19 protein-coding genes are annotated in these 13,590 nt (G+C 38.5%); 10 read left to right on the forward strand and 9 right to left on the reverse strand.

Going from position 1 to position 13,590, the window contains the following annotated elements; translation table 11 throughout:
* Positions 1-6: 6 nt before the first annotated feature.
* The 9 genes from Q0779_RS08750 (at position 7) to Q0779_RS08790 (ending at position 3,685) form a co-directional block, all read left to right on the forward strand.
* On the forward strand, positions 7-516 hold the full coding sequence (locus Q0779_RS08750; RefSeq protein WP_298771709.1) for a hypothetical protein: 510 nt from the start codon (positions 7-9) through the stop codon (positions 514-516).
* An 11-nt stretch (positions 517-527) separates the two neighbouring features.
* On the forward strand, positions 528-710 hold the full coding sequence (locus tag Q0779_RS08755; protein ID WP_298771711.1) for a hypothetical protein: 183 nt from the start codon (positions 528-530) through the stop codon (positions 708-710).
* A 13-nt stretch (positions 711-723) separates the two neighbouring features.
* Positions 724-1,125 (forward strand): hypothetical protein, encoded by a 402-nt coding sequence (locus Q0779_RS08760; protein ID WP_298771712.1) that lies wholly within the window; start codon positions 724-726, stop codon positions 1,123-1,125.
* Positions 1,126-1,313: 188 nt separating this feature from the next.
* Entirely contained in the window at positions 1,314-1,736 is a 423-nt protein-coding gene (locus Q0779_RS08765) for a hypothetical protein (RefSeq protein ID WP_298771714.1), read from the forward strand.
* A gap of 50 nt (positions 1,737-1,786) precedes the next feature.
* Positions 1,787-2,002, forward strand: a complete 216-nt coding sequence (locus Q0779_RS08770) for a hypothetical protein (protein WP_298771716.1) — start codon at positions 1,787-1,789, stop codon at positions 2,000-2,002.
* Between the two features lie 9 nt (positions 2,003-2,011).
* On the forward strand, positions 2,012-2,428 hold the full coding sequence (locus Q0779_RS08775) for a hypothetical protein (RefSeq protein WP_298771718.1): 417 nt from the start codon (positions 2,012-2,014) through the stop codon (positions 2,426-2,428).
* 196 nt (positions 2,429-2,624) lie between these two features.
* Positions 2,625-2,894, forward strand: coding sequence for a hypothetical protein (locus tag Q0779_RS08780; protein WP_298771720.1), 270 nt, complete (start codon positions 2,625-2,627; stop codon positions 2,892-2,894).
* Between the two features lie 42 nt (positions 2,895-2,936).
* The gene (locus tag Q0779_RS08785) at positions 2,937-3,059 is read left to right on the forward strand and encodes a hypothetical protein (protein WP_298771721.1); all 123 of its coding nucleotides are present in this window, start codon (positions 2,937-2,939) and stop codon (positions 3,057-3,059) included.
* Positions 3,060-3,109: 50 nt separating this feature from the next.
* Positions 3,110-3,685: a hypothetical protein gene (locus Q0779_RS08790; protein WP_298771723.1), complete on the forward strand. Its 576-nt coding sequence runs from the start codon at positions 3,110-3,112 to the stop codon at positions 3,683-3,685.
* 5 nt (positions 3,686-3,690) lie between these two features.
* Here Q0779_RS08790 and Q0779_RS08795 read toward each other — a convergent pair whose 3' ends face one another.
* The 4 genes from Q0779_RS08795 to Q0779_RS08810 all read right to left on the reverse strand — a co-directional run bounded on the left by Q0779_RS08795 (position 3,691) and on the right by Q0779_RS08810 (position 5,216).
* Positions 3,691-3,960: a hypothetical protein gene (locus Q0779_RS08795; protein ID WP_298771725.1), complete on the reverse strand. Its 270-nt coding sequence runs from the start codon at positions 3,958-3,960 to the stop codon at positions 3,691-3,693.
* A 382-nt stretch (positions 3,961-4,342) separates the two neighbouring features.
* A complete protein-coding gene (locus Q0779_RS08800; protein WP_298771727.1) occupies positions 4,343-4,492 on the reverse strand; it encodes a hypothetical protein in 150 nt (49 codons plus the stop codon).
* 134 nt (positions 4,493-4,626) lie between these two features.
* Positions 4,627-4,974 (reverse strand): type II toxin-antitoxin system RelE/ParE family toxin, encoded by a 348-nt coding sequence (locus tag Q0779_RS08805; RefSeq protein WP_298771729.1) that lies wholly within the window; start codon positions 4,972-4,974, stop codon positions 4,627-4,629.
* Positions 4,971-5,216, reverse strand: a complete 246-nt coding sequence (locus Q0779_RS08810; protein WP_298771731.1) for a type II toxin-antitoxin system Phd/YefM family antitoxin — start codon at positions 5,214-5,216, stop codon at positions 4,971-4,973. The genes Q0779_RS08805 and Q0779_RS08810 overlap by 4 nt, the downstream gene beginning before the upstream one ends.
* 289 nt (positions 5,217-5,505) lie before the next feature.
* Here Q0779_RS08810 and Q0779_RS08815 point away from each other — a divergent pair, with 289 nt between their 5' ends.
* The gene (locus Q0779_RS08815; protein WP_298771733.1) at positions 5,506-6,096 is read left to right on the forward strand and encodes a tyrosine-type recombinase/integrase; all 591 of its coding nucleotides are present in this window, start codon (positions 5,506-5,508) and stop codon (positions 6,094-6,096) included.
* 277 nt (positions 6,097-6,373) lie between these two features.
* Here the strand turns inward: Q0779_RS08815 and Q0779_RS08820 are convergent, their stop codons facing one another.
* From Q0779_RS08820 to Q0779_RS08840, 5 genes are all read right to left on the reverse strand, one after another.
* The gene (locus tag Q0779_RS08820) at positions 6,374-7,699 is read right to left on the reverse strand and encodes an aspartate kinase (RefSeq protein WP_298771735.1); all 1,326 of its coding nucleotides are present in this window, start codon (positions 7,697-7,699) and stop codon (positions 6,374-6,376) included.
* A 183-nt stretch (positions 7,700-7,882) separates the two neighbouring features.
* Entirely contained in the window at positions 7,883-8,467 is a 585-nt protein-coding gene (locus Q0779_RS08825) for a thioesterase II family protein (protein WP_298771737.1), read from the reverse strand.
* 53 nt (positions 8,468-8,520) lie between these two features.
* A complete protein-coding gene (locus tag Q0779_RS08830; RefSeq protein WP_298771739.1) occupies positions 8,521-9,486 on the reverse strand; it encodes a Gfo/Idh/MocA family oxidoreductase in 966 nt (321 codons plus the stop codon).
* Between the two features lie 14 nt (positions 9,487-9,500).
* Positions 9,501-12,536, reverse strand: coding sequence for an efflux RND transporter permease subunit (locus tag Q0779_RS08835; RefSeq protein ID WP_298771741.1), 3,036 nt, complete (start codon positions 12,534-12,536; stop codon positions 9,501-9,503).
* On the reverse strand, positions 12,533-13,579 hold the full coding sequence (locus Q0779_RS08840; RefSeq protein WP_298771743.1) for an efflux RND transporter periplasmic adaptor subunit: 1,047 nt from the start codon (positions 13,577-13,579) through the stop codon (positions 12,533-12,535). Before Q0779_RS08840 ends, Q0779_RS08835 begins: the two co-directional genes overlap by 4 nt.
* Positions 13,580-13,590: the final 11 nt, after the last annotated feature.

Raw genomic sequence — 13,590 nt, forward strand, 5'->3', positions numbered from 1 at the left:
ATAATCATGGAAGACATCAAACACACATTAGAACAACTCAGCCATCACTCTAACGATAGTAAGAACGACAAATATTTGTTTAAACAACTAGATAGTGTAGCTCAACGTAATTATCAATTAATGAAGGAACTAAATCTAATCAAAAAACATATCCCTATACCGTTCATTGTTGTTAGTCAAAATACGACTGACACTAGCGTATACGGGTTCTATGTCAACCCCACCGAAAACCCCACAGTAGAGTACTCACTCTCAGAGCACTACAACCCCAAAGCTAAAGATAACCCTCACGATTGGGGGGAATGTAATGTAAGCACAAAGATGCTCATCATTCCAAAGAGTAACTGGGTATTGGGAACAGAGATAGACTCCCCTCCCACCAACTTCTCTTTAGTAAGCCATCTCGACAACCCTAACGAATCAATCATAAATTACCTAGTGATAGCCGAGTGCGTAAACCAATTCCTTCTAAATATCTTTGAAGAAGGCCACGGTAAGCATTGGGCCCATATTTAAAAGAGTTAACCATGGCCACCATCCAATGGACAAACGAACGCGGTAAAATGTCACTCAAACATATAGAGAATGGAAATAAAACACTATGTGGCATATCAATACCTTACAGAAGGAAAGAATGGAGTTTTTACGGTGAAACTGAGTGTGGAAAATGCAAGCAGATCAAAAGGAAAACCACCAACCCCGATGAATAACTAAGGAATTTTTATGAAAAATATCAACTATCACCACCAACTATCAGACAAAGTACTTCCCTTTCTAACCCACTACCAAACTGATTTCACTGTGACAGATAAAAAAATGCTAGCAGGACATACCGGCGCATTTATTTTAGCTATGCGAAAATCAGGTACTAATTTTGTTATCAAACAAAAAGAGCACTTGCTTGATTTCGGGCTCCCTCTATTTGACGAACATAACACTAAACCTTCCATTCAAACCCTTAACGACACAATTCTAACCCTACTCAAAAGTAACGATAAATTTTTCATTGGCGAAAATGGCCATGTGAAAAAAGCATCACTCAAACAAGCTATGAATTTTTTTGAGTCCTGGAAACCTTACATTGATCAAATTTATTCAGACTACCAACCCAATCCCACGAAATAACGTAACAATCATCCAAAAAAGCGTAAGGGGGACACCCCTTAGCTTTTTTCACTAAGACCCCATCAACCAGCCTCTGTCTGCTTGATGCCGTTTCTATTACGCCTCCAATCCCCCAGTTCACTGCCTACGGCTTAAGGCAAATTTTCTGATCGCCGAACTCACCCCCTTCAACAACAGAGGTAAACATTATGAAAATCAGAAAAATTCATACTGATAACTATCAACGATTGCAAACGCTTAACATCATACAACTCGATTTTACGCTAAGGACTCACGCCAAAAGTATCAGTTCAGGATACATGGATTTAATTATTGAAGAACGAACCCATCTGGATCAATTTCTGTCCCCAGAGACCAAAGGATACTCACTTGCACACTATTTTGTACAAAATGGCGATATGTGTAGCGATCCTTTTATGCAAATACATATCAACAATGAAAATCAGTGGGTAGCAGCCCATTCATTCCAACAAGATCTACCACCGTTCCACAGTGAAGTATTTCCTGAACCCAAAATGTACAAACCCGCACTCGAGAAAGAACTCAACCAGTTCCTCAGTGATTGGTTACAAAACCTGATCGATCAAGATCATGGGAAACACTGGGAATAGTTCAACTCACTCGCGCCCGCACTGGGTGCGAGTGATGTAGAGGCACAAGTATGAGCAAGAGCAACCGCGAGCAAATGTGGGCCAATCAAAAAGCTGAACATTACAGCCGCTATTTACGCTGTAAGCAAAAGACGGCAACACGAAATCGAAACTTGATTAAAAACTGGCTCGATAGTCTCGATCCAACCGAGCGTGAACTATCACGCACCACCCTGAATAACATGAGAATTAGCCGTAACAACAAGAGGGATAATTCGTGTAAATAGGAGTACATCATGAAGATATCTTACGTACATAATGATAATTATTACTTGTTAAAATTACTCAATGTCGTTGAACCATGGATAGCACATCGAACCGTCTATTGTGAAGACCCCACATCGCTCATTGCACGTGAAGTGGACTTTCAAAGTGAAGCCGCAATCGACGGAACATTAGGACTATCACTGCTGAATTTTAACCAACCCCAACCCGCCCCCGAGTTCGAACTGATAATGTACGTCAATCCAACCCAAAAGTGGGTGCTAGCAAAGTCATATGAACAAAAAAACCCTCCATTTTATATACCCAAACCACCACTAGATAAACCTAACAATATAGGCCCACAAAAAAATATCGATACGATATTACACAATTGCCTGACAGATTTGTTTAAACAAGGCGCTGGTGAAAAGTGGATCCCTACTACCTAAATAAATAGATAAGAAGGTACTCCTTATCTCTCCCCCACTTTACAAAGAAAGGAACACATTATGGAATTCAATAATACCCGTAAAAACAACTATGCACTATTAAAGAAACTGGGCGTAGTTAAATACGATCACCCCCCCAATCTTCAATGTTTTTAAGACCGAAGATAACGCCAATTTAGTTGCAAAAGCTAAGCCCATGCTCCATTCAACCCATGGACAAATAAGCTATGGATACACACTCTCACATGAGTATGTTGATCACGATAAAAACCACGGTCAACTCCACGTTGATATCGTAATTAACCCGGAAAAAGAATCGGCCGCCGGTTATAGCCTTAATTACTATAACCCCCTAGTACCACAGCTAAACCCACCTACTCAACCTAAAGTACTTGATCAATTTATCGAAAAATGGCTAACCGAACTCATTAAGTTAGAGTACACAGAAATCACAAGCACAATATAAGAGAACCCGTGCTTTAGCACCCTGAGAGAATAATGACTTACTATGGCAAGAAGCCATGTCTTATTCTCTCAGCTATTCATTGCTGAAAGTGAATTAGAACAACTAACCCAACAAGCATTACTGCTGACAACATCAAACATACTCAATCCACATTCCTATAATTAGAAACTTACAGTTAAAATACAGATGACAATAACATTCCAAGGCGGGATAATATGAAAATACTAAAGTATCTCCGGCGGCCCCGGATAACCCATCCCCATTTGATGACCCTATTTATTTTATCGGGGTGTGCATATAACGAAGATATTACAAACCAAGATCCAGCAAAAGAAATTGCCAATAAATGCTACCAAGCCCAATCGACCCTTACTGTTTACTCCAGAGAAGCCCATTCAAGTGTAGAGTATCGACTTTTTCCCCCGGACTTTCCCCCATCCCCCAGACCCACACGAAAAAAGAGTCTCATTCAATGGACAAGTGAAATTCCAAGCTGGGATCCCTCATTTATCATCGACAAAAATGACATACTGAGAATAGTAAAAGTGACAAACGAACTAAGAGGCACAAATGGACATTGCTGGCACATCATCGCCACTGTCGATAAAAATCCATTTATTGAATTTGAATTACCAAGTTGCTGGATGCATCATACCAATTTGTGGTTCACACCTGACTCACCCTACGAACTATCAATAGATAAAGAAAGAGATGCGATAACGCTAGTTAGTGACTATATAAAATTAACGCAATGTCCATTAGTTCAGACCTTGAATGAAACACCTAAGTAAAATGTTTATTTACGCCGCCACTGACTTCTCTTCATTATGTCGAAATAAGCATTTTCGAAAGTTTCATTTTTGAGAGTATCTTTATTATGTTTCAGATAACGTTCAATAAAATAGTCAAGCGGGGTATCAGTCATACGACACGCTTCAATGTCTCTTTCAACACATGCTAACGGTTGCTTGTGCTCCTTAGCCAATTCATTCGCTCTGACCCATTCAAAACGGTCGTAAATTTCATCAACCTTTAATACACGAATACTAGCTGCATCGTAAGCCATATTACGTCCTTGATTTTAATGCAATATCGCCCTTTATTTCAGTTTTTTCAACCACAAAGAGAGAAGAATTTCTAATCACTTCGATTATATCAGGGGTATTTTTGGGATTTGAATCCGCCACACGGAGTTCAGAGAGTGTTTGCATGATGAAATTGCAATCATGCGAGATATGGGTATCCCTATTGCAAACAGTACAATTAAATATTACGAGACTATCTACGCAAAAGGCCAAAATCCTTGCCCCGCTTGTTTTATCCGCCGAAATTGCTGTATAGCAATGAAGTGCATAATCCATGATGACATTTTTGAATGCCCTGAGTGCGGTGAGTTTATTGAAGTTGGCTACTACCAGTGATAATAGTGCTTATCACTGGCTCAAAAATTAACCTTCACGTTTTTGATGTTCTGCTATTAATCGTGTTGCTTTATCAATGCATTTTTGAATAATTTCTCTATCTTCGTCAGTAAGTTGACCTTGTGAATTTTCATCATCACTTAACGTATTTTTTGTATCTATAAAAACCTGATTCATATAATTTCCTTATTTCCCTACCAGTGATAAACCCGATTTATCACTGGTAGAGAGAAGAGTAAGCACTGAGATAAAAAAGTTTATCACAGACCCATCTTCATACTGAGTGTGTAGGATGATTATCGTTTAGTGGCTTACTTGTATAATATGCAGTGATCAATGAGTTGATTTTGAATACTTTGTTTTTGACCTAGAAATAATAAGACAGTAATAACTAATTGCTCTTCTTGCTCATCAACTTCATACAAAACCCGAGTATTTTCTCTTTTCATCTCTCGAATGTCTGTGTTTCCCAATGGCACTAACTCAGAGCAAAGCGAGTAAATATAAGGGTTTTTCCCCACTTTTGTTTCAAAATACTCAATCAACCCCTCAATTTTTTCAATGATAGTGCTTTCTTCACTCCATTGTGACCAGTGAATAATGGCATTATCAACTGTCTGCTCAAATGTCTGTGTATAGACAATCTCTACTTTTTTCATTTTTGTTTTCTATTTGCTAAGCGCTCTTTAAACGTCGACGATGACATGACCCTATTCTGTTTTTTGTCATTCTTGGCAAAACTCACCATTTTCAACAATGCAATTGCTTCATCTCGCCTATGTCTATCGTCAACCGACTCGATAACATAAGCAGGCACACCATTTTGTGTGATTGTCATCGGTTCCTCTAACGAAAGACTCGCCGCATTCTTTTTTAAATAGCTAATAGTTTCGACGTTCATAATACCTCTCTATCAATAGTGTTCATTATTTACACTTTACCAGACAACCACCAACTAGTCCATATTAAGACCGAATATAGACCACCACAAAGAATGATCGGAAAAACACAGAAAAGAGTCTTGACATTAAACAATACGTACCTTTAATAAAAAATCACCCTCTAGTTGCTACAAACTGATTATAGCAATTACAAAACACCGCTATGAAGGGATAATTGGCAATCCGGCTTTGATTAATTGCTTTATACATGATAATGTCTTGTTATAGCAATTAAAAAATGAGCCCCTAATGAAGGACGTTTCTCCCATAAAAGATCTCGATGATGTGGGTATCATCTATCGACGTTTGCAGAAATACGGTAAACACCGCGAAGCAGAATTAGTCATGCTTGGGTGTAATGTCGCATTGCGCATTAGTGATTTACTCAACCTCAGGTTTGACGATATCGAAGAGAGTGATGTTGACGGCCAATTAATTGGCAACGTCGAACTTGGAGAGAAGAAAACCCGCAAATCGAAAAAACTCACCATTAACTCAAGAGGGATGAAATCGGTGCATAGACTAAGAGAATTACACCCAGAAGCGGTTTACCTTTTTCAGTCCAGTGGCAATCGCACCAAGGGAATGAACAAACCGGTATCTCGGCAATACATCAGTAAGCTGCTAATAGAGGTGAGAGAATCACTATCGTTAAGTTACCGACTCAACACCCACAGTTTCAGAAAGACGTTCGGATACCATGCTTATAAAAATGGTACAGATATCCACGTACTGCAAAAATTGTTTAATCACAGTTCATCGCGTGAAACGTTACTCTATATAGGTATCGGTGATGAAGATATTCGTGACGTTTATCTCAATATTAATATAGGCCTTTAGCCAAGCTTTAATTTCGTGCTTGCAGACATCTACAATTAAGCTTACCTAACTCTTCAATAAGTTGATTAATATTGGCAGCTCTATGTAGTGGTCAACTAATATTGGCCACATTCTTAGAGTTTAACCAGAACAATCGCTCTGATTCATTTGGTGTCAGCCCACCGTTGTATTGATGAGGTGATGATATCACCTCTAATTAGGTGGCCAATATTAGTTGACCACTACACATAGATACTTTACCTAAATAAGACAGAGCATCTAAATTCTGCCCCCAAAACTAATGAACACCTGACTCTTCAAGTGAAGCAACACAATAGTCGTGAATCTTTTTAACAAAAGAAAATACTTTAGACTTAGGCATTGTCAATGTTAGGCTTATTTCATCACAATAGATAGTATTTTCTCGACAAGAAAATTCATTAATGAACCATTTTTTATATAGAGTGACATTTCTACTGACAAGCGCAACTAAGCCATGACTTAAATCAACATTTATAAACTCAACTCCAAACTTACCTTTCAAAAAAGGGAAAAATTCTTTTACCTTGAAATATTGATCTCTGTTATAGCTTATAAATAACCTGTCACCACTTACTCTGTAAGTAAGGGGGCTTACCTCAGCTTCATGCAACTCTTTCATTAAAAATCTAACAGAACTAACTTTTAATTCAATTAAATACACTGAGTCTAAAAATGTCACGACAGGTTTATTATTTACATCTTCATGTTGAGAGATTACTGTAAACCTCTCATCAGGTTTATAACTTGATCTTACCGCTAAGTTAATTTTGCTTTTAAATATGGGCTTCAAACTGCGATGGTGAAGTAAACTACAACCAAGTTTAGCTAAACGATCAGCTTCCGAAAATGAAATGCCATCAATCAGCTTTGTATTCTTGACTATTTTTGGGTCCGCTGTATAAAGCCCATTCACATCTGTCCAGATTGTTACAAAATTAACTTTGGCTAAACTTGCAATAACGGTTGCAGAATAGTCAGACCCATTACGACCCAAAAGTAAAGTATCACCTTTGTCATTTGCGCAAATATAGCCCGTTATAACCAGATGCTGCTCCCCTAGATTCTGGCGTATTATAGAAAGTTTATAGCTTGATATCTCATCATAAATTATAGGTAAAACGTCATCTGTAGCTATTAACACATCTCTTGCATCTAAATATTGAGCTCTTGCTCCAAGCTCCGTTAATAATTGGGAAAGTAACCGTGCAGACCATAATTCCCCAAAACCTAAAATATGATTCATTTGATATTTATTTATATTTCCAAATAATATTGAACTCCTTATAAACTCAACATCCCTAATCAATAAGTTCAGTTGAAATTCTACATTCTCACTAGAAACCAGCTGTTCAACCAGCTGTTCTTGGAAAAATTGAATTTTATGTAAAACATCATTCCATTCAGATTCTATATTCACCTTAGAAAATAATTCATACAAATGATCCGTTGTTTTTCCTGCAGCTGAAACTATGATTAAATCCTTCTTGGAACTACTACCTAAAATAATTTTAGCAACTCTATAAAAACCTTCATAACTTTCTAAGCTTGAGCCACCAAACTTATGCACTTGACTCTCAGACATCCCTTCTTCCTATCCTTAAAACCTAGTAAATTATTTAACTACTGTAATACTGTTCTCACCAAACTCACTACTTCACGTACATTTTTATCGATAAAAAAATGATTTTCCTGTATGTAGTGAATACTGAAATGATAATTCGTTAGTTCTTCCCATGCTTCCTGACATCCTTTTTTCAATCCAACATCATCCAAACCACAAATAACAGTAACAGGACAATCTAAGAATATTTTTTCCGATGAAAAAATCTGACATTTTTAAATCAGCACGTAGCATTGGAATTAGAATCTCCATAAGATCATCACACTGAAGTATTTCTTCAGGTGTCCCATTCAATAATCTTAATTCATTAATGAATTCTTTTTTGGGTAAATCAAAAATACACTTTCTACGATGCACCAAATGAGGGGCTTGACTACCAGAAGCAAAAAAATGTAACGGTGGAGGTCTACCATATTGCTGTATCCGTAATGCTAACGCATATGCAATTCTACTACCTAAGCTATGACCAAATAAAATATATTTACTTGAAGTAAAAAAATCGATATATGTAGACAGGTTTTCAATCAACTCATTCACATTATCAATAGCGGGCTCATTTAACCTATTAGCTCGACCAGGAGGCTGTATCGCAATAACTTCAATATTAGCTGGCAGGTATTTATACCAATTTGAATAAGTGCTTGCATTCCCTCCAGCGTAAGGAAAACAGATAATCCGAATATCGGGTGATTGCTGAGGATTGAACCTCTTGAACCAAATACTTTTCATTAGCATCCTTTTTACTTAAAATTCCAGCTTCTATAAAGTTAAAGTTTATTTATTCAACAGTGACTTACTTTTAACTTTTCTAGCATTTCTTCTATAAACAACTGTACTTGGTTCGCATCATCGAAAGAAGCAAGATTTGCACTACCACTTTCTAACCAGAGAGCAATTTCATCAAGTTGTCGATTTACTGGCGGTAGGTTTTTTTCTAAAACAGGTTTCCAATCAGCACCATGAGTAACAAAAACTTCTGACCAATTAACATATCTATATGAGGCAGATGTTCCGTATATAGTCATTTCGTTCAATTCAGGTGCACATCTTCCAGTACCAGCAACAATCGACACCTTAATGCCTGATTCAGTCAGCAGCACACCAAACAACTCTGTTTCAGAAAGCTCACTTTCCCCAAAAACAATATCTAAAGATTGAATTGATAAGTTACCCCAAATGTTCTGCATCATGAAAACAAAATGAGAGAAAACTTCCCTAATAAACCCTCCCTCTTGCGGGCGAGAGAGCCATTCACTCGCGCCTCCTTGCCACTTTCTAGGCCATTCATTAAAGCTATGTCTAATTTCTATAGCCTGAATTTCACCTCCATTGTTTTGAATTAGTTCACTCCTAAGCCAACTAACAAGTGGAGAGTTCATTAATGTAAAATTCACTGCATTTGGAATATTTAAATCATTAACCAACGAAACAAGGTGTTGACTGGAACTTAAATCAACACCCAAAGGCTTTTCACATAAAATGCTTAGTCCTAAATTGCTTGCCAATTCAGCATAGTGAGCATGCGTAGACGGCGGGGTAGCAATATACACACAATCTATGTCATATCCTTGCAACAAAAACTCTGCTGTTTTAGTGATGGGCAAATTAGGCACCATTTTCGAAGCTATTTCACATGCCTCTTTCGAAGTATCCCATCCGCCGACTACGATAAACTGTGGATGATTAACCATACTCTCCAGCATGAGCTTCCCCATAGTTCCTAAACCTATAATTCCTATCTTAAACATTATTATCCTTAATATTAATTTCTATTAACCTCGAAACCTTCTGACAACCTAATCAGCGTAGGGATTAGCAATATGCTACATGGAGTAGAAAATATCATTCCACCCATAATCACTAATGCTAAACCTCGATATATTTCAGCACCCATAGCAGGAGATAATGCTAAAGGCAACATTCCAACAATACTGGTTATGGAGCTCATCAATATCGGCTGAATTCGATCACTTATAGTAGCCTCAAGCGCGTTAGTATTAGATATGCCCTGATTTTGTTTCTGCCGATACTGGCTCATTAATAATATCGCATTGTTGATTACCAATCCAATCAGTATAATAAATCCTACCAAGGTGAGAATATCCAGCCGTTGTGGAGTAAACCAATTGGCAATATATAATACCATGCAAGCACCGAAAATTGACACTGGCAGCGACAGCAAAACTAACAAACTGTCTTTGAAAGAACGAAACAAAGTAGCCATCAACAAAAAAAGAAAAACACAGGCAACAATAAACTGGGTAAATATTTCATCTAACAACGAATCTAGTGTCCCAGATTGGGTTCTTAATACTGTCGATACCAGTCCTTGCGAATCCTCACTTACCTGACCGATAACACTGGATGCAAATACTTGCCGAAACTGATCCATAGACACCTCATCCGTCAACTGCACTTCAATAGTTATGGCCTTTTGCAAGTCAATCCTGTTGATCACAGATGCTTCTAGGCGATAATCAACATCTACAAAATGTGAGAGGTTATAAACTGAAGACTGATTTACAGCCAATGGAGTATTCAAAAACTTATCAAAATCAGACCATTGTGGTGTCTTGACAAAAACATCATAGCTGCGACTATTTTCAAAAAAATTACCAATATAAAGCCCGTCAGTATTCGCGGTTACTGCTTGCTGTAACTGCGTGATAGACACATTAGCCAATGCCATGCGATCGTATTTTGGTGTTAAGCTGATGGTTTTAGAGGTCAACTCCAAAGGAGTTGTTGACCATGCTTGAATTCCCAGAAATTTCTCATTAAGAGTTGCCAATACCAACTTAGCTTGAGCAATTAATAGTTTGTCATCACTTCCTTTTAAATCAATAAAAAGGCTGTCACTTTTAGGTAGTGAAAATCTCAATAAGGAATCCTTACTAAGATAAACTGTGTAGTCAGCTTTGATTTTATTAAACGTTTGCTCGGCAACTTCCATCAACTGTTCAATGTCTTGAGGGTCTTTGGGGTAAAGGAATACACTGCCTCCATCAGGTGTTTGTATCAAAAGATATTTTTCGAGGAGTGTTTTGGGTATTTTTTCTAATTGTGCTAGTAATCTCGAAGTCACCTTCTCCTTGACACTGGCAGGATTAAAGACTCCGTTCACTTCCACATAACCCTTAATCACTGGAGTCTTCGCCTTGGGTAGTATCCCCTGTTCCAGTTGCAATGTTGCAATACCTATAACTGGCAGTAAGATCAATGTGATAATAATAAGCAGTTGACGTGTTCGGGTTCTGTTTAAATTAAGACACCATTGCGACAATGGTTGCCATTGCCCATGGAGGGGGTCATCTAAGGCCGCTTTTTCACCAAACTGAATATAGATTGCTGGAATCACTATTAATGCTGTAAAAAGTGACGCAAGTAGGGTTACCGAAATTGTCAAAGCGATATCTTCAAACAACTGACTTTGCATACTTTGGCCAAAAACCAGCGGAATTAACACAACGATGCTGGTAATTACCGACACCATCAACGGCAATTTCACCGTATCAATCTGCTGGGCAATATCAGATACATTCAGTTGCCTGCCGTCTCGCCTTCTCATCGCTTCCAGTACTATGATAGCGGCATCTATTATTAACCCGCTGGACAAGGCAATAGAAGCGAGCGAAATAATATTAATATTTCGTCCTAGTACATACATGACGATCACAGTACACGCCATAGATATAGGGATGGAGCAGAAAATGATCGCCAACGTTCGCCAATTACGGACAAACAGCAACAAGGCTAGGGTCGCCAATAGGACTCCAACAATTAGGCTTGATTTCACAAACGACAGCGCCTGTTTAATACTCTTGGAATTATCACGACTCAGGTCTAATTTTAAACCCGTACCTTTCAGTGTTGAGTCATTCAATTCATCAATCGCTGATTTTATGTCAGAAATGATGTCGAGTGTATTGCCTTTTTCCGCCGGATTTATCCGAAAATAAAAAGCTTTGTGACCACTCCAGAATACCTCTCCAACCCTTTCATAAGTGCCCATTTCAACTTTTGCTACATCTCCAAACCTTACGGGAAAACCGTTTTGTATCGAAATGATTTGCGCTTCAATCTCTCGGTGGTTGAGCTGCGCAGCCAACTTCACGGTAAAACGGTTAACACCAATATCGCTGGTACCAGCTGTAATGCTCTTGAACCCGTTGATTTTGTTGATAATATCGTTGGCATTTAAACCGTGATAAGCCAGTTTTTCACTATCGATGACTACATTCATTACGAGGTCAGTGGGATTGAAGTCAACATCAAATTTGCCGATACCGTTAATTTGCTGCAACCTCGGTTTGACCATGTTTTCAAATATCTCGACGAAGGTTATATCATCAACAGCTTGATTCTGAGTACTGTAAAGCAGCAGACTGGCGATCGCCGGACGGTTTCCCGATGCACCATTAAAAATGATCGGCGGACGAGTCGAAGGCGGCCGGTCATTTTGCTGATTTAACTGACTCACTACATTAACAAAAGCCTGATTCATGTCAGTATTCATGCGATAGTCAATCGTGGTATACGCAATACTGCCGTAAATCATAGTTTGCAGTGTACCAACTCCATCTATTGTGGCTAGTTGCCGCTCCATCGGTTCAACAATTTCTCTTTCTATTTGTTGTGCCGATGCCGACGGCCATTCATTTATCACGGTAATGCTGGGTTTACTAATATCAGGCAAAAGCTGTACAGGTAGCTTAAATAAAGCCCCTACAGCAGTACCAAGAATAATAAAGGTAATGAACCAGACCAGTTGCCGGCGTTCAAGGAAAAAACGGATCACAATAAGAAACTCCCAGCAGTTTCAGAAATAGCCAGCACAGCTTCTCCTACTTTAAAATTGTCTTTTTGTGTAAGGATCAGTGGTTTATCCGCTGAAAGATCAACAGCAACTAGCCATCCCTCTCCTTTGAGCGAAATGATGCCTACAGCCACTTCAATTACCTTGTTTTGACTATTGATGCTATAGACAAAAGCATCATTACCAAAACCTGATATCAGAGTCTTGGGCAGCAAATAGTACAGTCTCCTATCTTCCTGCCAACTGATTGAGAGATTTTGGCCAATTGGCAACGACTGAACATCATCTAGACTAATGTAGACGCTGATGGATTGGTTGGAAAAATGACCTGACGGTAATATGCGAGAAATAGTTCCTTTCATAGTAGTAGTATCTTCGTGGATGTTTATTTTGTCGCCGACTTGAAGTAAGTCGTAAGTATCAATGGGAAATGAAGCTTTTATCAACAATTGTTGGTCATCGGCGATTTCCAGCATGTCACTCCCCTTAACTGGATAACTACCTATATTTACGTGGCGCTGCAACACAATTCCCGACACTGGCGAAACAATTTGACTTCGGGATATATCCCATTCCAGCAGATCTTTGGTTCGTTTTATTTCGTTATACTTCTGTTTCAAACTATTGATCAGCAAAGCCAAAAGATCCCTTTCACGTTGTGCCACAAACTGTTGCTGATTAAGTGTCGTCAGCCTTGAAAGCTCACTATTTTGCAAAGTAATCTGTTGCTGCAATAACACAAGTTGCTGATTAGCTGCATTTAGTTTGATAGTAATGTCAGTTACATCAAGTGTTGCGACAACAGCGCCAGCCGTTACTTTATCTCCAACTTTCAATAACGACTGTACTTGTGAAAAGTGTGGCGCAGCTACTGTAAAGGTACCATCACTGATGACCTGTCCCATAGTTTGAATATCACGTGAATAGCGATAGTCGCCAATAGGGCGTACATTCACCTGTTTCGCTTGGTCCGCCTGTATCTGGCCACTGACAATGTAGATTAATAAAAATAGTATTCTATTCATAATAAGTTCCC

Source organism: uncultured Shewanella sp. (genome assembly GCF_947491715.1).
Lineage (GTDB): Bacteria > Pseudomonadota > Gammaproteobacteria > Enterobacterales > Shewanellaceae > Shewanella.